We start from the raw sequence: 18,324 nt of genomic DNA, 5'->3' as shown, positions 1-18,324 counted from the left end.
AAACGGCTGGTTACAAAGAAATGGGACGGCTCTCCCCGACCGTCCCATTCATTTCGGTTGCTGCCACATGAGGGCGCGACCGGACAACTTTGTATCAAAAGCGTCGCTTGAGGCGCAAATTACTGAAATCCCGCTTGGAGGCAAGGCGATAATTGCCAAAAATCCGAATGGGCCAAAGCCGCTTTATGTCTGAAGGTGACGCTACGGCACGATCCATCCGCCCTGCCAGCCCGTTTCGGCCTTAAAAACAGCGCGGCGGTGGGGATCGGACAATTGCATCAGCTCTATTTCGCGAATCGTGCAGATCAGCACCGCAAAGGCCGACTCGCGCGATAATTTTGTGTAGGCATGGGCGCGCGCGATGGGTGATCCGGGTTTTGGCGATGCTCCGTAGGCCATGCGCGACCCTTCGGGCACACGCGCCCAGTCCTGCGCGACAGACGCCCCTTGGTTGATTTCTACGGATGTGGACAACCTGATTTGCAGCCTGGCTTTTTCATCCCAGATATGAAGCTGCGCGACGGGGGTCTGCCTTAGGGAGATCATCTTGCCCGACCCGCTGTCGGTATGGATTTCGACCGTCGCAGCACCCCGATCCGCTGCGCGCAGCACGACGGTGCGGGCTTCTGGCAGACCCTTGGTCGATACGGTTGCAAAGACCGGATGGCGCGCTGCGGCCCGGCGATCCTGAACCCCCCGCGTCAGACGCTGCCACCCCAGGTCCAGAAACGCCGCCAGATCGTTCGGATCACTCATAGCCTGTCATCTCCAGATATCCGCGCCCGGAATGGCTACCTGCGATTGTCACAGGGCCTTCCCAATACGGGATCGACAACCCCATCCACGCATCCGGGTTCAGTGCCGACACGGTCACATCCACATTCCTGTCCGGCAATTGGACCGCCCATCGTGTCGGCACCGTACGCCCGGCCACGTTATGCATTGCCAACGGTTGCGCGGCAAACGCGCCATCCGGGTACGCGGTGGTGGTGCCATCGGGCGCGATCCAGGTGGCGGAGGAAAACGCCGTGCCATCGTCTTGTCGCAGCAAAAAGCCCATAAGCTTGTCGCCGCTGTCGAAAGACAGGGAAAACCAATCCCAGCCCGATTGATTGTCCGCCAGAGGCTGGGACGACCATTCGCGATCAAGCCACGCACGCCCGGTGACATCGACAGACCCGTCAGGCAAGGACAGCGTGCCGGTCACAGCGAAATAGGGCTGCGAATAATAGTAACTTGCCTGCCCTTGCGCCGATTTCACCGAAAACCCGTTATCTCCATGAAACACCAAGGGGCCGGTGGCGGACAGGTCAAGATCATAGGCAAAATCCGTGCCCCGCGCCGTCAGACGCATGTCCTCGAATGAGGGGCCCTTCATGTACCAGTCGTCAATCCACGCCTCAAACGGCTGGGCGGTCACGCCTGCTTGCCCGATGCCGCCACGGGCAATGCGTTCTGCCACCAGGTGCGTGCTGGGGGTTGTCACCGCCGCATGTGCAAACCAGATCTGCGGATCTTGCCAGCCGTCTTTCGTTTCGGGTGCGAGCGCGGATCGGAACAATGTCCACTGCACACCGTAAGGCATGCCATCCGCGCCTTCCAGATTGGCCGTCAGATACCACCATTCGATCCGGAAATCCGGATGCGGGCCATGATCTTTGGGAAAATCGAACACATAGCCGGGCGCAGGCACCGAAAAACCATCGGCCTGGGTGCCCAGACCGGCAAACCCCTGCGCCGACACAAGCGTGGGCCATAGAAGCAGCAGGGCAAAGATCCTAGCGATCATTGGCAAACACCTTGAGCAGATCAGATGGCGGCGTGCGCATCAACCTCAGCGCGGGCCAAAGCGCGGCCAAGGCTGCCGCCAATAGGGCAAATGCGCTAAGCACCGCGTAATGCGCGGGAAACAGGTACATCGGCAATTGCCAGCCAAACGCTTCGACGTTGACATAAGACAACAGCACCCAAGCCAGAACCAATCCCAGCGGGATGGCAAGGATGGTTGTGACAAGCGCCAGCACAACCGCGCGCAACAGCTCCAGCCGCCCCAGCGCCCGCCGGGTCAGACCCAAGGCCCAGACCGGGGCAAGCTGTGGCACGCGGATCGCTGCGAGGGTCAGCAGGCTCATCAAGATCGCAAAGGCCGCAACTGCCAGCGTCAGAATGTTCAACGCACCGGTGATTGTGAAGGTCCGCTCAAACACATCCAGCGAAAACGCCTTGATCCGTTCCTGATTTATGATCGCCCCGTCCGGCAGACCAAAATCGCTGGTCAATACCTGCCTCAGCGCATCGGGGCTATCGGTGCGCACGCCGAATTGCTGCGGCACAAGATCAGAATAGCGGGCGCGAAACGCCGCCTCAGAGATCAGCGCCTGCCCCAGCGGGTTTCCGTAATCCGCAACAATGGCCGCAATCGGCAACGCAAGATCCCGCGTCACGACGATGTCATCATCGACCCAGACACCGGCCCGACGGGCCAGCTGTTCACTGACCACCACCGCGTCGCCTTGGTCGACGCGGTCCCAGACGTCCGGGCTGTCGGCCAGAAACAGCCAATTGTCGCGATATGTTGGACCCACGCGCACCCCAAACAGATCGGACGGGATGCCCTCAATCTCGGTTTCGACGCTCAGCAGCGGCAGGACTTCGCGGGTGTTGGCGATCAGAATCGCCTCCAAAGACGCGCTTTGCGCGGCATCCTCAAGGCGGACAAACAGTTCGGGTGCCAATCGCTGGTCAAGGAAATCGACAAACGTCACCCGAAAGCTGGACACCATTGTCGACACACCGACATTGGCCGCCGTGGCCAGCAAAAGCGCCATCAGGGCAAGGCTCATTCCCGGCACCTGCTGGCGCGTGTCGGCCCAGAACCAGTGCCACGTCACCCCGGTGGCGCGCTGCGCGATCACCCCCACCACGCTCCGCAACACCCAAGGCAACCCCAAGGCGGCCCCGATCAGCACACATGCCAGCAAGCCAAAACCCAACAAAAGCCCCTGCCCCAAAAGTGCGATGCCGCCGCCAACGCCAAAGAGCGCCAGCGCGCAAAGCCCCAATCGCCGCGCCGTGGTTCCCGACGCGACCGTCCAGGCCCGTGGACGGGCGCTGGCCAAAAGCGGCATGGTTGCAATTTTCCACACCGCCCCCAGCGCGGCAAAAAGCGTGCCGAGAACCGCAATGGCGATGCCAGAGCTCCACCATTCGGCCCGCAGCTGCAGGGTTCCGGCCACCGACGCGCCATATAGCCCCTGCAACGTGGCCGCGACATTGGGCAACAGCACAGCGGCAATCACATAGCCCAGCACCACACCAAGCGCACCAGCGATCAGCGCAAACAGCACCAGCTCCGCAATCATGAGACTGACCAGCCTGCGCAGCGGAACCCCCAACGCACGCAAGGTGCGCACTATGCCGCGCCGTTGCTCAAACGCCAAGGAAATCGTGCCGTGGACGATGAAAATCCCCACCGCAAAGCTGAGCAGGCCAAATGCGGTCAGGTTGAGGTGAAAGCTGTCCGTCAGGCGATCAGCGCCCGCCTCTTGCGCGGGCTGGCGCACCAGATCAGGTGCGAGGCGCGCCAAAGGCTGCACGCCCATCGGCTGCACCCGCGCGACAATCAAACGGCTTAGAACATCATCAAGATCCAGTAGCCGCTGCGCCAGCCCGATATCGGTCAGGGCCACGCCGGGGGCCACGCCGGGATCAACCACAATCTGGTGGGGAACGGCACCATCCAGCAGGCGCGCTGTTTCGGCGTCAGCAAACAGGACACCAGTCGTCAGGAAATCCCCGAGATCGGTTTCTCCATCCGTGCCAACCGGGGCAAGCGTGCCCGGTGCGGTCAACGGATCAAGCCCGACAAGCCTTACGCGACCAGCGTCAAGCGTCAGACGTCCCTCAAGCACCGGCGAAACCTGCCATCCGGCACGTCGCAGCCCGATATAGGTGTCTTGCGCAAAGGTATCCCCGGTCCGAGGGACAAGCTGGTCGAACTGGCCTTCGCCCAGAGTTGCCGCCGCCGCGTCATAGCTGGCGCGCGCTTCGGCATTGATGGCCTGAACGCCCGACCATAAAGCTGTTGCCAAAGCCAGACCAAAGATCAGGGCAAAAAATTGCAGCTTGTTGCGCCACCAATGCGACAGCAGCGCGGCCAGAACGCTCCTGGTCACGCCAATCGCCCCTGGCTCAGATGCACCTGACGATCCATCCGCGCCGCCACCACAGGAGAATGAGTGACAACCATCAGGGCCGCGCCGGTGTCGCGGACAAGTGCAAGCATCTGGTCCAGCACATCGGCCGCCGTTGCCTCGTCAAGGTTTCCGGTCGGTTCATCCGCCAGAACCAGCGTTGGCTGCGCCAGTAATGTGCGGGCAATCGCCACCCTTTGCTGTTGCCCTCCAGAGAGCGCTTCCGGGTATTTCGCCAAATGCGGCGTCAGCCCCAGCGCGTCCGACAACTGCGCCAAGCGCGCGGCATCAAACCGTCCCGCAAGCCGGGCCTGAAAGGCGATATTGGCCTCGACCGTCAAAGACGGGATCAGGTTGAATTGCTGAAAGATCACACCCACGTCCGAGCGCCGCAACGCCGCGCGCCCGGTGTCATCAAGGCCCGTGATGTCCTGACCGGCCACTTCGATGGTCCCGTCATCCACAATATCCAATCCGCCGATCACATGCAGCAAGGTGCTTTTGCCGGACCCCGATTCCCCGGTCAGGGCCAGGGTCTCGCCCGCCGACATCGCAATATCCACGCCGCGCAGCACCGGCACCGCGCCATCGACACCGGGATAGGATTTGCTTACATTCTTGACCCTCAAAACCATGTGCCTGAGCTATCACGACACCACGCAATGGAAAGCCCTTGATTGGAAAAACCGTGTTCTTTGTTTTGCCCAAACGCGGGCCAATGCTACCTCGGTTGGCATGAGTGTGTTTCTGCTGTCCCCTGACACGGTCTGGAACCCCAAGGCGCTGGAAACAGGATCTGTGCCACGCCGGGTTTTGCACCGGATTGCCTTGTTGCCCAAACGCGATGCGGGGATCGGTCTGATTGTGCGTGTGGTACTGGAAAACGAACCGTTGAGATATTTTATCGCCCTGTCGCCCTTTGTCGCCGCGATGTTCATCTGGCGGGATCTCGCGCTTCCGATTTCGCAGGCCCCTGTGGCGATGATCCTGCTGATCGGTTTTTTTGAAATGAAAGTTCTGCGCATCTCGTCCGACAAACGCGCCGCGCTGATGTCAGAGGACGATGCCGCGCGGGTGCTGGACAGTTTTGCCCACCGGGCCAGACGTATCCTGACACAAGTGGCCGCCCATCGTGGCCAAACCACAGGAGAGCTGATGCTGGTTGTCGAACAATCCGAACTGGCCCATGTGGCCCCGCTGACGCTTGTTTCGGTGCAAACCGGTGACGGCAAACCGCGTGTCCTGTCGATTGATGACACCGAGCGGGCGCTGATCTCTGACACCTTGTTCGACGAAGACTTCACCGAACGCGCGCTGCATACCGCGAACCTGCGTCAGGATCAGTACCTGCGCAGTGTCACTTTCGACACGCGTGGCGTGTCCGGCCATGCGCGTCTGGCGGCCCTTCTGGACGCGCCGAAATCACAAGAGGCTCCGGCATGAGCGTCAATTCAGCCACTATATCCGCCGGTGACGCGCTTGAGGTTCTGACAGAGGCCTGGCGGGCGCAAATAGAGGCGGGCTTGACCACATCCTGGATGTTACATGGCAAGCCGGGCGTCGGAAAAACCCAGCTTGTGCAGACACTTGCGGATCAAATCGGTGCCGAACTTTTTGACATCCGCCTGACCACGATTGAACCGCAAGACCTTCGCGGCCTGCCCTATTACGATCACGACACGCAGAAAACCCTGTGGTATCGCCCCGAGGATCTTCCGGATCGGCCCGGCAAACCCGCGATCCTGTTTCTGGATGAATTGACCGCCGCATCACCGTATTTGCAGCCGACTGTTTACGGCTTGCTGCAAGAGCGCCGGGTCGGGCGGCACAGCCTGCCCGACAGCGTCTTGATCGTGGCGGCCGGCAATACGGTCGAGGATGGTGCCATCGCCTACGAGATGGGCACCGCCCTGTCGGATCGTCTGGTGCATCTGCACGTCAAGGCCAACGCCAAGGATTGGCTTGAACGCTACGCCGTCGATCAAAGCCTGCATCCCGTGGTCACCACGTTCCTGCGCGCGCGGCCCGATCTGTTGGACACCACCGAAGACAGTCTTCGGCGCGGCGACATGATCACCTGCACCCCACGCTCCTGGGAACGGGTGAGCCAGATCCTGCACTCCATTTCCGATCGACGCATCCGCGATATCATGGTGGCCGGCACGATCGGGCGCGCGGCGGGTGCAGATCTTGGGCGGGTTGCAGATGAATTGGACAGTGTGATCACCGTCGACGAGCTTCTGGCGACGTCACGCGGCAAACGCGCGTCGCTTTATCCGACCACGATGAACGGGCTGGTCGGCCTTATTTACGGGTTGGTCACGCAGGCGGACAAGGCGTCCTTGCCTGATATCATCGATGTGATGGCCGACATCCGCACCCTGAGATCCAGTGATGTGGCCGCGTTGCCCTTGGGTGAATTGACCAGCTTTGGGTTTGAGCTGCTCATCCGCAAGGCATTGTCCAACGGGCTTGAGGACGCCTTTCGCGACTCCAAAGCCTATGCCGAATATGCACAAGATCGCCGCGCGGCCGGGGCGCTTTAGGGATGTCTGCGTCCCACACGCGCCGCGCGCGGGTTGCTTTGGCGCAGATGGGGGATGTCGATCCGGCAATTGCCGCCCTGGCCCTTTGGTGCAGCCATCACGACCACGCAGACGCGACCCGCACCGACGGCGACACAATTCTGTATGGTCCGGATTTTGAACACCTGTCGGTGCCCGAACAAATCGGACTGGCCGCACATCATATCCTGCATGTCGCCCTGCGCCACAGCGCAAGATCTGCAGAAATGGCATCCAGACTGGGCCGCAAGTTTCAGCCAAGGCTGTATAATCTGGCCTCCGATGCGATCATAAACGAGACTCTTTTGACCGGTGGTCATGCGCTGCCGCGCCCTGCTGTGCGGGCCAAAGAGGTGATTGATCTGTTGCCCGGACCCGACAATGTCGCGCCCAACATTCTGGCCGAATGGGACACGGACCGACTGTACCATGCGCTTGCAAAACCTCTGGACGGCGATCCATCAGACCGCCAGCCGACCGTTGAGGCGTATATGCTCAAACGCAAATTCGCCCCCGATCTGACCACCAGCGGCACATTTGAAACCGACAGCGACTTCTGGTCGGGCCGTGTGGATCAGGCGCTTGACCTTGGCCGTGCCGCTGGGATCGGGATCGGTGCGGCGCTGGTTCGCTTTGGCGATCTTCCGCATTCAAGCGTGCCGTGGGAATTGCGGTTGCGGCGGTTGCTGGCAAAGGCGGTCAGCGACATGCTCCGACTGTCATACAAACGCCCGGCGTCTCGATGGATCGCGCAAGAGGCGTTTGCCCGGCAAAACGCCGCGCGGTCCCCGGCCTATGAACCGGGCGTCAGTCGCGATATTCAACGTCCGCGCCTTGTGGTTGCGCTGGACACGTCAAGTTCGATCACCGACAGCCAGCTTGATCTGTTTGCGGCGGAAACCCTTGGCATTCAACGGCGCAGCGGGACGGACGTCCATTTGCTGGGATTCGACACCGTGGTTCATAGCCAGCTCAAGCTAGAGCGGCATGACGACCTGACCCGGCTAGAGCTGAACCGGGGCGGCGGCACAAATCTTGAGCCGGTTTTCGCAACGGCCAAAAGCCTTGACCCATCTTTGTTGATTGTCCTCACCGATCTTGACGCGCCGCTTCCCAAACGTCCTAAACACCCGGTTTTATGGGCTGTGCCCGCCCCGGTAACGCCTGCGCCGCCGTTTGGAACACTGGTCGAGATGGATCGCTGACAGGGTCGGACCCGGCGAACCCCGAGGGCGCGTGTTTGCAGACGGTGAAAAAAGTGGTGCCCAAGGAGAGACTCGAACTCTCACGCCCGTGAAGGCGGGGGATTTTGAATCCCCTGCGTCTACCATTCCGCCACTTGGGCCACGGTCGTGGTGCTAGCGAAGTTGTCCGAAAAGGTCCAGTCCCTATCACGCAGAAAGTGTCGGGATATCACTTGCGGCTGCGGGCCTGCCCAGAACCGCAGCCAACTGCATGCAAGGCGCTGGTGCAAGCCGTAGCGATTTGCTACCTGACGCGCCAATACAGACGTCATACATCGCCTTGCCCCCTCTATGGAGACACCCAAATGACAGCGGCCCCTTCAGAGGACATGGCGATTTCAGATCGGCTTGATCAGCTTGCAACAGAGTCCGAAGGTCAGCCTACCACGCTGGGCTGGGTTCTTGCACAGTTGAACGAACGCGCGTTCGGATTGTTCCTGCTGATCCTGGCCCTGCCCTGCTGCATCCCTTTTTTGTATGGCATCCCGCAGGTGGTCTCATTGCCGCTGATGTTCGTGTCGGCGCAAATCCTGCTGGGCCGCCGCATGCCGTGGTTGCCCTCGCCTCTGGCCGCGCGCAGTGTCTCGTCCAGGGATTTGCACAGCCTCGCACAGCGCGCCGGACCGTGGCTGCGACGGATCGAGGCATTCAGCCGCCCCAGGCTCAGTTTTCTGACCCGCACCCCGCTGGACCGGATCGTCGGCCTGGCGCTGGTGTTGTTCAGCGCGTCTATTCTGGTGCCTTTGCCCGGCACAAACACGGTGCCGGGGTTCGCGGTTGTTGTGGTCGCCATGGGTCTGCTACAGCGCGACGGTATTCTTGTGATCCTGGGCGCGCTTCTGGGCACGGCATGGATCGCCACACTGTTGATTGCAGGTGCCACGCTGGCCAGCCTGATCACGACATGGATAGGGTTTTGACATGATGCTCACACGCAAGATGCTGATGCTGACCGCAGCCGCGGGGTCGCTGGCTTTGATGCTGGGGGCTTACGCGTTCCAGCATCTGGGCGGTCTTGCCCCCTGCCAGATGTGCATCTGGCAGCGCTACCCGCATATCATTGCCATCGCAATCGGGCTTATCGCCGTGCGTTTCGGCAACGCCGCCCTAGCGTGGCTGGGCGCTTTGGCGGCGTTTGTGACGGCGGGGATCGGCGGCTATCACACCGGCGTTGAACGCGGCTGGTGGGAAGGGCCGACAAGCTGTTCCGCTCAGTCCATTGGCGGGCTCAGCACGGACGAGTTGTTTGAACAGATCATGACAGCTCCGGTTGTCCGCTGCGACGATGTCGCATGGGCGTTCATGGGTCTGTCAATGGCCAGCTGGAACATGATCCTGTCCTTGATCCTTGCCGGTATCTGGATCGCAGCGGCGCGTCGCCCGGCCTAAAGCGCGCTTTTGCGCGTGGACAGCAACAGCGATGTTTCGGATTGGGTCACACCTTCGAATTTGCGAATGCGGGACAACACCGCGTCCAGCGCCTCTAACGTGTCGGTGCCAAGTTCGGCGATGACATCCCATCGGCCATTGGTGGAATGTACGGCCCGGACGTCCGACAACCCCGAAATCTGGCGCAAAATTCGATCGGTGCCACGGCCTTCGATCCCGATCATCATCAGCGCCCGAACCGAATCGCGCGCGACATCGTCCTTTAGAACAACCGTATAGCCAATCACCTCGCCGGAATGTCGCAATCGGTCAAGCCGCGCCCGCACGGTTGCGCGCGAGATCTGCAAAAGCCCCGCCAGATCCGACACAGACGCCCGTCCATCATGGCGCAGGGCCGAAATCAGGCGTCTATCCGTCTGATCCATTTTGATCACTCGTACTTAGCGTTTCGGTCAACATTAAACCAGATTGTTCGCTTTGACCACTTCTGCACTGCGCATTCCGCAGATTAAGTCTGCGTGATCCCCGCAAAGGAAAAGACATGGATTCGCAGAACATTATCTTGGTCGGTGCCCCCCTCGACTGCGGCAAAGCGCGCCGAGGCTGCCTCATGGGACCGGACGCTTATCGCACAGCGGGTCTGGCCCGCGCGCTGACCGATCTGGGTCACGGCGTCAGCGATGCAGGTGACGTCGTGCCGGATGCCAATGACACCCCGGACCGCGACGGTCTGGTCGATCTTGGCGAAACGCTGGGCTGGACCACCGCCCTGATGCGCGCCGCCGAAGACGCGATGCAAAACGGCCTGCCGATTTTCCTTGGCGGTGACCATGCCCTGTCCCTGGGCACCGTTCCGGGCGTTGCCGCCCATGCCGCGAAACAGGGCCGGCCCCAATTCGTTCTGTGGCTTGATGCGCATAGCGATTTCAACACGCTAGAGACGACAGAATCCGGCAACCTGCACGGCACACCGCTGGCCTATGCCACCGGTCAATCCGGGTTTGACGGCTTCCCGCCCCTGCCCGCCGCCGTGCCGCCCAATCACACCTGCATCATCGGCCTGCGCTCTGTTGACCTTCCCGAACGCGCGTTGATGCAAAAGACCGACATTCGCGGTTTCGATATGCGCGCGATGGACGAATCTGGTGTGGCCGCCCTGCTGACCCCGTTTCTGGATGATGTGGCCCGCGCAGGTGGCGCGCTGCATGTGTCGCTTGATGTGGATTTCCTCGATCCAAGCCACGCACCGGCTGTCGGAACCACCGTTCCCGGCGGAGCCACCGTGCGCGAGGCCCATCTGGTGATGGAGCTGCTGTGTGACAGCGGGCTGATGACCTCTCTGGATCTGGTCGAGTTGAACCCCATGCTGGATGAACGCGGACGGACCGCCCATCTGATGGTGGATCTCGCCGCTTCGGCCCTTGGTCGCCGCATCTTTGATCGCCCCACCCCACGTTTGATGTAAGGACCGCACATGCAACCGTCAGACAAAGCTCTCGTGCCCTTTGTTTCGGTCGATCACATGATGCAGATTGTGCATCATGTCGGCCTGGCCGAAATGATCACCCGCATCGCCGATGCCATCGAAGAGGATTTCCGCCGTTGGGAAAGCTTCGATAAAACCCCACGCGTCGCCGCCCACAGCCCCGTGGGCGTGATCGAATTGATGCCCACCGCCAACGACACGCAATATGCGTTCAAATACGTCAACGGGCATCCAAAGAACACGTCCGAGGGGTTGCAAACCGTGACTGCCTTTGGCCTGCTGGCAGATGTGAACACCGGCTATCCAGTGCTTTTGTCCGAAATGACGCTGCTGACCGCGCTGCGCACCGCCGCCATGTCGGCTTTGGCCGCCAAACACCTGGCCCCCAAAGGGGCCACCACGATGGCGATGATCGGCAATGGCGCGCAGGCCGAATTCCAAAGCATCGCAATGCAGGCAATTTGTGGGATTACAACCGTGCGTCTGTACGACAAAGACCCAAATGCCACCCGGAAATGCGCCGCGAATCTTAGCAAAACCGGTCTGAACGTGGTTGTCTGCACCTCGGCGGAAGAGGCCGTTCAAGGCGCGCATATCCTGACCACATGTACCGCAGACAAGCAGTATGCGACAATTTTAAGCGACAATCTGGTCGGCAGTGGGGTTCACATCAATGCGATTGGCGGCGATTGCCCCGGCAAGACCGAACTGGCACAGGCCATCCTGCTCCGATCATCAATCTTTGTGGAATACCCGCCGCAAACACGGGTCGAAGGCGAAATTCAGCAACTTGCGCAGGACCATCCGGTGACCGAGCTGTGGCAGGTGATCACCGGGGCCGTGCCGGGCCGAACTGAGGCCCGAGAGATCACGCTTTTTGACAGTGTCGGCTTTGCCATCGAGGATTTCTCGGCCCTGCGTGTGGTGCATGATCTGACACGGGAAACGGGGCTGAATCTGCCGCTTGACCTGTTGGCCGACCCGGACGATCCCCGCGACCTTTACGGGATGCTGATGCGCGCGAGCTAAGCAGAAAGGGCTTTCGAAAGCCCTTAAAAACGCGGTTTCAAAACCGCTTTTCAAGCGCCTTTAAAGGCGCTTGCCCGCCTTAAAGGTAATCCGACCGCTGCAGCCCGTATTTGGCCATCTTTTCATTCAGCGTCCGGCGCGGCAGGCACAGTTCTTCCATGACCGATGCGATCGATCCGCGATGGCGGCGCATGGTGTTGTCGATGAGCATGCGTTCAAACGCCTCGACATATTCCTTGAGCGGCTTGCCTTCGGTCGTCATCACCGGCTGCATTTCCTCGTGATCGGACATCAAAAGCGATGCAATGGTGCCCGTCCCACGCCGCGATTGTAGCACGGCCCGCTCTGCCAGATTGATCAGTTGGCGAACATTGCCCGGCCACGGCGCTTGCAGCAACTGGGCCGCCTCCTGGGCGCTGACCTGCGGGGCCTCACAGCCATATTCATCGGAATATTGCTCGGCCAGCGCGGTGAACAATGTCAGAATATCCTCACCGCGATTGCGCAGCGGCGGGGCCGTGATCTTGAGCGCTGCCAACCGGTAGTAAAGATCCGGTCGCAACGCGTCCTCACAGGTGCGCCCTTCGTCCTGAAGATTGCAGATGGCCACGATGCGGGTTTCCGGCGGTGTGCCCTGATCATTGATCATCGTCAGCAGGCGCGCCTGAACGGAATCCGACAACGCCTCGATGTCTTCCAGAACCAGCGTCCCGCCCCGCGCCTCTTCGACCGCAGGCAGGCGGGTATCATCCGGCTGCATCGGGCCAAACAAGCGCCGGATCAGCGTGTCTTCGTCCATCGCCGCACAGGAAATCAGCACAAATTTCTTGCCCGCCCGGCTTCCCACTGCGTGCAGCGCATGCGCCACCAGCGTCTTGCCGGTGCCGGTTTCGCCGTCGATCAACACATGGCCATCGGCCTGGCCCAGATCCAGAATATCCTCGCGCAACCGCTCCATCGCCGGGCTGGCCCCGATCAGCTTGCGCATCATCTGGTTGCCATCCCCCAATTCGCGCCGCAACGCGCGGTTGTCCAGCGTCAGGCGACGGGCATTGGTGGCCTTCTTGGCAAGGTCCGACATCCGGTCCGGGTTGAACGGCTTTTCCAGAAAATCAAACGCCCCGATGCGCATCGCTTCAACTGCGATCGGCACATCGCCGTGGCCTGTGATCATGATCACGGGCAATGCGCTGTCCGATCCCATCAGTTTGCGCAGCAATTGGATGCCATCCATCCCGGGCATCTTGATGTCGGAAATTACAATGCCGGGATAATCCGGCCCAAGCGTACCAAGCGCCTCTTCGGCGCTGGAAAATGTCTCGGTGTCATAGCCGGACAAGGCCAGCCACTGGCTGATTGACTGGCGCATATCTTTTTCGTCGTCGACAATCGCAATTTTCATGGCTTTTCCCATGGACCTACTCCGCCGCCTGCGTCTGTTCATTTAAGATCGGCAACTGCATTTCAAAGACCGCGCCGCCTTTTTCAGCGTTGCGCGCCAGTAACCGTCCCCCAAGGTCGTTCACGATCCCCGAAGAAATGGCAAGGCCCAGACCCACCCCATCCCCCGGTTGCTTGGTGGTGTAAAACGGCTCGAACAGCGCATCGAGGTCTTCGATCCCATGACCATTGTCGCGGATCGCCAATGTCGCGGTTTCACCGCTGGCCAGGATGATCTCAAGCTGAGGATCTGTCACGGTTTTTGTGGCATCCAGCGCATTGCGCAACAGGTTCACCATGACCTGTTCGATGCGCATCCGATCGCCCATCACCAGCACCTTTTCCTCGGGCAAAATCTTGGTGATCTTGACCTTCCGGGACTTCAGCTGGGGCTCCATCATGGCCAGGCTGGCGGTAAGCGCATCGCCCATGTTCACAGGGCAAAACGCCTCTTGCCCCTTGCGCGCGTAACTCTTGAGCTGACGTGTAATGCCGCCCATCCGCTCGATCAGATCATCAATCCTCGAAAAGGCGGAAAACGCTTCTTCGACCCGGTTGCGCCGCATCAAAAGCTTGGCCCCCGCCAGATAGGTTTTCATCGCCGCGAGCGGTTGGTTCAACTCGTGACTGACAGCCGCCGACATCTCGCCTAAAGCGGCCAGTTTCGACGATTGCGCAAGGGTCTGTTCGGCCACCGCGAGCGTCTCCTGGACGCGTTCACGCTCGGCGATTTCTCGCTGTAGCCTCTGGTTCAATGCGCGAAGCTCTGCCGACTCGCGTTGGAACAGCGCCATCCGCAGCGCGGTCTTGCGGCTCAGCACATAAAACGCGAGCGCCAGGAGAATCGCAAAACCCATGATCTCGAGCGCCAGCACCGCGTTGACCCGCTCCCGGACGCTGGCATAGGTGGTGAACGTTGTCATGGTCCAGCCGCGGAACGGGATACGCCCCTCGATCTGCATGACTGCCTCGCCTTTGAAATAGGCATCGGCCGGCAGCGCGGTCCAATAGGATGTGGCCCGGATCGCGCGTTCGATGGCGCTGTCGGGAGGTTCGCGTTGGAGCGCGGTTTCAACGGTCTGTCCGCGCCAGCGCGGCTCGGTGGCCAGAATGATCTCCCCTTCGCTATTGGTCACCAGAACCGCATCCGAAATGCCCGCCCAGGCGCGTTCGAACTTGGCCAGGTCGACCTCGACCACGATCACACCAATAGATTGTCCCTGGCTTTCGATCCGGCGCGAATAGCTGAAATTGAAACTGCCCACCTCTTCGCGCTGCGCACTAAAGACAGTGGCATTGGATCGCAGCGCATCGACGAAATAGGCCTCGCTGCGGTGCTGCTCGCCCAACCGTTCGCGATTGGTCGATGCAACCGTGCGACCATCTACATCCAGCAACATCAAAGATGCCGCGCCAATCTCATCCACAAAGGAAATCAGACGTTGCGAGCTTTGGGAAAAATCACCCGAATTCAACGCGCCTATCAGCGCCGGATCGCGCGCCAGCAATTGCGGCACAATCGCATTCCGGCGCAGCTCGGACACCAGATTGCCGGAATACAGCGCCAGGCGCAGTTCAGCCCGGTTCTGGGTGCTTTCGGTGAAGCGATTGGTCAAATAGTGATTGGTGACAAAAACCGTGGCAACCGCAACCGCAATCAATGCACAAAGTGCCAGACGGACCTGCCACGACAGCGATCCGGACCGTCTGTTGTCTTTCAAAAAGCTGCTTTCATTGACCATGCCCAACGATAGGCGCAACACGGGCCGCGCTCAAGCAGGGATAGATCACCGCGATGTCCAGCCCTGCGCTATGCAGCCGCCAAGGCGCTCGCAATGCTGGTGAAAAGCGCCGTGCCATCGGTTCCGCCATGGCCGTCATCCGCCGCCCTTTCGGGATGGGGCATCATGCCAAGCACGCGGCGGTTGGCCGACAGGATGCCCGCAATATCCGCGGTCGACCCGTTCGGGTTGGCCAGATAGCGAAAGGCGATGCGATCCTCATCGTCGAGCTTCTGAACCACCGCATCGGACGCGGTATAATTGCCGTCATGATGGGCGATCGGGATGGCGATCTCCTGACCATCGGAATAGCCGCTGGTATAGACGCTGTCGGTGGTTGCAACACTCAACGGAACCGTGCGGCAGATATATTTGATCCCCGCATTGCGCAGCAGCGCGCCGGGCAACAGACCGGTTTCGGTCAGGATTTGGAACCCGTTGCAGATGCCAAGAACAAAGCCGCCACGCTCTGCATGGGCTTTCACTTCGCTGCAGATCGGGGAATTGGCCGCAATCGCGCCGCAACGCAGGTAATCGCCAAAAGAAAACCCGCCGGGAAGTCCGACAATATCAATTCCATCCGGCAGGGATGTATCCTTGTGCCACACCATCTCGACCTGACATCCCGCCGCACGGAACGCCACCGCAAGATCCCGGTCACAATTCGATCCGGGGAAAACAACAACCGCCGCGCGCATCAGGCCAGCTCGATCTGATAGCTTTCGATCACCGTGTTCGCGAGCAGTTTTTCACACATCTCGCGCACCGTCTGCTCAGACGTGCCGTCCGCCAGATCCAGCTCGATAATCTTGCCCTGACGCACCTTTTCGACACCGTCAAAACCAAGCCCCCCCAGAGCGTGCCGCACAGCGTCCCCCTGCGGATCGAGGACCCCGTCTTTCAGCATCACATGCACCCGTGCTTTCATTGTGCTCTCCGTCTTGGATCGGGGCCATACCCCACCCATCTTCTTTTCAAAAATATGCCAATCCAACGGCCGCACTGCAGCCTGCCGTCAATTGATCAGCTTTGGCTTTTCCATCGGTGTCGCATTGCCCGGCATCACGCCCAAGCGCCGCGCCACTTCGGTATAGGCATCCGCCAGATCGCCCAGATCGCGGCGGAACACGTCTTTATCAAGCTTGCGGCCCGACTCGATATCCCACAAGCGGCAGCTGTCGGGGCTGATTTCGTCGGCCACGATCAGCCGTTGAAAATCCCCCTCGTAGACGCGGCCAATCTCGATCTTGAAATCCACCAGCTTGATGCCGACGCCATACATCAGGCCGGACATGAAGTCATTGACCCTCAACGCGAGGCTCAGGATGTCGTCCATGTCCTGCTGACTGGCCCAGCCAAAGGCGGCGATATGCTCTTCGGTGACCAGCGGGTCGCCAAGACTGTCATCCTTGTAGCAATACTCCACAACCGGGCGCGGCAGTGCGGTGCCTTCCTCGATGCCAAGACGCTTGGCCATCGTGCCGGCGGCGTAATTGCGCACGATCACTTCCAAAGGGATGATCTCGCAAGCGCGGACCAATTGTTCGCGCATGTTCAGGCGCTTCATGAAATGTGTCGGCACACCGATCGAGTTCAGCCCGACCATGAAAAACTCGCTCAAGCGGTTGTTCAGCGCGCCTTTGCCGTCGATCACGTCTTTTTTCTCGGCGTTGAATGCCGTCGCATCGTCTTTGAAGTATTGAACGATCGTGCCCGGTTCCGGGCCTTCATACAGGATTTTGGCTTTGCCTTCGTAAATCTTCTTGCGACGGGCCATGCGGGGTCTTTCTGTCATGTGCGCAAATTCGCGCGGGAAGCTTGGGCACGCGTCGGAATCCTGCGTGAGATCCAAAGATAGGTGCCTCTTAGTGCATGCGCAACGGTGTCGCAAGCGACCTGCGCTCTTGAAGCCCGCGCCGCCTGCGGGCATATCTTTTTCAACACAGACCCACCGGCAGGAGACCGACCCCATGTCCACTTTTGACGACCGCGAAAGCGCTTTTGAAAATAAATATGCCCATGACGCCGAGATGCAGTTCAAGGCAGAGGCGCGCAGGAACAAGCTGCTTGGCCTTTGGGCCGCTGACCTGATGGGCAAATCCGAACAGGAGGCCGCCGAATACGCCAAGGAGGTTGTCAAAGCCGATTTCGAGGAAGCCGGCCACGAAGATGTCGTGCGCAAGGTCTCTGGAGATGTGGCAGGCAAAGTCACCGATGACGAAATCCGGGCGAAGATGGCAGAGCTGATGGTTGTTGCCAAAAGCCAGATCATGGAAGAAGAGTGACATCCGTCCCTCTTGCCAGTGATACGTCCGCAGATGCGGACGTGTTGTTCTTTGCCGTCCTGTCGCTCTGAGGCCCCATGTCGCACATCGTTCTGGTCCGTCACGGACAAGCCAATTCCGGTGCCAAAGACGAACGGGGCTATGACAGGCTGAGCCCTCTGGGTCACAAACAGGCGGGTTGGCTTGGGGCCCATTTCCGCGACAGGGGGGACGTGTTTGCCCATGTCTGGACCGGTACGCTGCAGCGGCATATCGAAACCGCCGATGGTATTGCGGCGGCCTCTCCGGCGCAGGTCACCCGCGATCCGCGTTTGAATGAGCTGGAGTATTTTACGATGTCACAGCTGCTGGCAGAGCAGCATGGCATCACGCTTCCGGCAACCCGCGAGGGCTTTGTGCGTCATCTGCCCTGCCTGTTTCAGCATTGGCAGGACGGCAAACTGGAAGGTGCGCCCGAGAGTTTTGCCAATTTCGAAACCCGCGTCCGCGATGCCCTGCATGAAATCAGCGCGGCCTCGGGGCGATCCCTGATTGTCACATCAGGGGGGCTGATCGGAATGGCCATGCGGCTTACCCTTCGGCTGGATATGACAGCGTTTTGCAATGTGTGTTTGTCGATCCAGAACACATCGCTGAGCAGTTGGCTGCCGCTTGAGGGACATTTGGCGCTGACCCAATTCAACGCCCTTCCCCACCTTGACACGCCCGACAGGCTGTTTGCCCAAACCCATATCTAGCTGGTCCAGGCCAAAGCGACGCGCCCCTGTCGCAGGTTAGGTCTCATCTACGATTGGCAGGCCTGTTTTGCCTCCGGCGGAGATATTTTTGAAACAGAGAGACCACGTTCGGGGCTTTTGTCCGCTGTGTCGGCTGGCTAGGGTGCGCCAGCGACAATGGCTTGGGGGCGCAAAGC

Annotated in this window: 19 protein-coding genes and 1 tRNA gene; 9 read left to right on the top strand and 11 right to left on the bottom strand. The window is 60.3% G+C overall.

What is annotated here, in order from left to right; genetic code table 11:
- Window positions 1–201: 201 nt before the first annotated feature.
- From ACG74X_RS06130 to ACG74X_RS06115, 4 genes are read right to left on the bottom strand one after another with little or no spacing between them, the layout of a single operon-like run.
- A complete protein-coding gene (locus tag ACG74X_RS06130) occupies window positions 202–756 on the bottom strand; it encodes a pyridoxamine 5'-phosphate oxidase family protein (protein WP_411233265.1) in 555 nt (184 codons plus the stop codon).
- Window positions 749–1,789 carry a lipocalin-like domain-containing protein gene (locus ACG74X_RS06125; protein ID WP_411233264.1) on the bottom strand — a complete coding sequence of 347 codons (1,041 nt, stop codon included), beginning with the start codon at window positions 1,787–1,789 and terminating at the stop codon, window positions 749–751. Before ACG74X_RS06125 ends, ACG74X_RS06130 begins: the two co-directional genes overlap by 8 nt.
- Window positions 1,779–4,175, bottom strand: coding sequence for an ABC transporter permease (locus ACG74X_RS06120; protein ID WP_411233263.1), 2,397 nt, complete (start codon window positions 4,173–4,175; stop codon window positions 1,779–1,781). Before ACG74X_RS06120 ends, ACG74X_RS06125 begins: the two co-directional genes overlap by 11 nt.
- Complete coding sequence (locus ACG74X_RS06115; protein WP_411233262.1) at window positions 4,172–4,828, bottom strand: ABC transporter ATP-binding protein; 657 nt, start codon at window positions 4,826–4,828, stop codon at window positions 4,172–4,174. Before ACG74X_RS06115 ends, ACG74X_RS06120 begins: the two co-directional genes overlap by 4 nt.
- Before the next feature lie 100 nt (window positions 4,829–4,928).
- Between ACG74X_RS06115 and ACG74X_RS06110 the strand changes: the two genes are divergently transcribed.
- From ACG74X_RS06110 to ACG74X_RS06100, 3 genes are read left to right on the top strand one after another with little or no spacing between them, the layout of a single operon-like run.
- Entirely contained in the window at window positions 4,929–5,636 is a 708-nt protein-coding gene (locus ACG74X_RS06110) for a hypothetical protein (RefSeq protein ID WP_411233261.1), read from the top strand.
- On the top strand, window positions 5,633–6,739 hold the full coding sequence (locus tag ACG74X_RS06105; RefSeq protein WP_411233260.1) for an AAA family ATPase: 1,107 nt from the start codon (window positions 5,633–5,635) through the stop codon (window positions 6,737–6,739). The genes ACG74X_RS06110 and ACG74X_RS06105 overlap by 4 nt, the downstream gene beginning before the upstream one ends.
- Window positions 6,740–6,741: 2 nt before the next feature.
- On the top strand, window positions 6,742–7,962 hold the full coding sequence (locus ACG74X_RS06100; RefSeq protein WP_411233259.1) for a DUF2201 family putative metallopeptidase: 1,221 nt from the start codon (window positions 6,742–6,744) through the stop codon (window positions 7,960–7,962).
- A gap of 54 nt (window positions 7,963–8,016) precedes the next feature.
- On the opposite strand, the gene ACG74X_RS06095 is transcribed toward ACG74X_RS06100, so the two are convergent.
- A tRNA-Leu gene (locus tag ACG74X_RS06095) sits at window positions 8,017–8,102 on the bottom strand.
- Window positions 8,103–8,306: 204 nt separating this feature from the next.
- Here ACG74X_RS06095 and ACG74X_RS06090 point away from each other — a divergent pair.
- Window positions 8,307–8,921 (top strand): exopolysaccharide biosynthesis protein, encoded by a 615-nt coding sequence (locus ACG74X_RS06090; RefSeq protein ID WP_411233258.1) that lies wholly within the window; start codon window positions 8,307–8,309, stop codon window positions 8,919–8,921.
- Window position 8,922: 1 nt separating this feature from the next.
- On the top strand, window positions 8,923–9,390 hold the full coding sequence (locus tag ACG74X_RS06085; RefSeq protein ID WP_411233257.1) for a disulfide bond formation protein B: 468 nt from the start codon (window positions 8,923–8,925) through the stop codon (window positions 9,388–9,390).
- On the opposite strand, the gene ACG74X_RS06080 is transcribed toward ACG74X_RS06085, so the two are convergent.
- Window positions 9,387–9,815 (bottom strand): Lrp/AsnC family transcriptional regulator, encoded by a 429-nt coding sequence (locus ACG74X_RS06080; protein WP_411233256.1) that lies wholly within the window; start codon window positions 9,813–9,815, stop codon window positions 9,387–9,389. The two genes, ACG74X_RS06085 and ACG74X_RS06080, sit on opposite strands and share 4 nt — an antisense overlap.
- Before the next feature lie 116 nt (window positions 9,816–9,931).
- Here ACG74X_RS06080 and rocF point away from each other — a divergent pair, with 116 nt between their 5' ends.
- Together rocF and ACG74X_RS06070 are read left to right on the top strand one after the other, a co-directional pair.
- The gene (gene rocF / locus ACG74X_RS06075; protein ID WP_411233255.1) at window positions 9,932–10,855 is read left to right on the top strand and encodes an arginase; all 924 of its coding nucleotides are present in this window, start codon (window positions 9,932–9,934) and stop codon (window positions 10,853–10,855) included.
- A 9-nt stretch (window positions 10,856–10,864) separates the two neighbouring features.
- Complete coding sequence (locus ACG74X_RS06070) at window positions 10,865–11,905, top strand: ornithine cyclodeaminase (RefSeq protein ID WP_411233254.1); 1,041 nt, start codon at window positions 10,865–10,867, stop codon at window positions 11,903–11,905.
- Window positions 11,906–11,984: 79 nt separating this feature from the next.
- Here ACG74X_RS06070 and ACG74X_RS06065 read toward each other — a convergent pair whose 3' ends face one another.
- From ACG74X_RS06065 to purC, 5 genes are all read right to left on the bottom strand, one after another.
- Window positions 11,985–13,319 (bottom strand): sigma-54-dependent transcriptional regulator, encoded by a 1,335-nt coding sequence (locus ACG74X_RS06065; RefSeq protein WP_411233253.1) that lies wholly within the window; start codon window positions 13,317–13,319, stop codon window positions 11,985–11,987.
- A 4-nt stretch (window positions 13,320–13,323) separates the two neighbouring features.
- Window positions 13,324–15,087, bottom strand: coding sequence for an ATP-binding protein (locus tag ACG74X_RS06060; protein ID WP_411233342.1), 1,764 nt, complete (start codon window positions 15,085–15,087; stop codon window positions 13,324–13,326).
- Window positions 15,088–15,155: 68 nt separating this feature from the next.
- Window positions 15,156–15,824 (bottom strand): phosphoribosylformylglycinamidine synthase subunit PurQ, encoded by a 669-nt coding sequence (gene purQ, locus ACG74X_RS06055; protein ID WP_411233252.1) that lies wholly within the window; start codon window positions 15,822–15,824, stop codon window positions 15,156–15,158.
- Window positions 15,824–16,054: a phosphoribosylformylglycinamidine synthase subunit PurS gene (gene purS, locus ACG74X_RS06050; RefSeq protein ID WP_411233251.1), complete on the bottom strand. Its 231-nt coding sequence runs from the start codon at window positions 16,052–16,054 to the stop codon at window positions 15,824–15,826. Before purS ends, purQ begins: the two co-directional genes overlap by 1 nt.
- Window positions 16,055–16,141: 87 nt before the next feature.
- Entirely contained in the window at window positions 16,142–16,903 is a 762-nt protein-coding gene (purC, locus tag ACG74X_RS06045; RefSeq protein WP_411233341.1) for a phosphoribosylaminoimidazolesuccinocarboxamide synthase, read from the bottom strand.
- A 193-nt stretch (window positions 16,904–17,096) separates the two neighbouring features.
- Here purC and ACG74X_RS06040 point away from each other — a divergent pair, with 193 nt between their 5' ends.
- Together ACG74X_RS06040 and ACG74X_RS06035 are read left to right on the top strand one after the other, a co-directional pair.
- Window positions 17,097–17,411 (top strand): DUF1476 domain-containing protein, encoded by a 315-nt coding sequence (locus ACG74X_RS06040; protein ID WP_411233250.1) that lies wholly within the window; start codon window positions 17,097–17,099, stop codon window positions 17,409–17,411.
- A 77-nt stretch (window positions 17,412–17,488) separates the two neighbouring features.
- The gene (locus ACG74X_RS06035; protein WP_411233249.1) at window positions 17,489–18,148 is read left to right on the top strand and encodes a histidine phosphatase family protein; all 660 of its coding nucleotides are present in this window, start codon (window positions 17,489–17,491) and stop codon (window positions 18,146–18,148) included.
- Window positions 18,149–18,324: the final 176 nt, after the last annotated feature.

The organism is Marivita sp. S0852 (assembly GCF_046591575.1).
GTDB lineage: Bacteria > Pseudomonadota > Alphaproteobacteria > Rhodobacterales > Rhodobacteraceae > Marivita.
The sequence above is the reverse complement of the archived record's forward strand: the minus strand, read 5'-3'. Positions and strand labels throughout refer to the sequence as shown.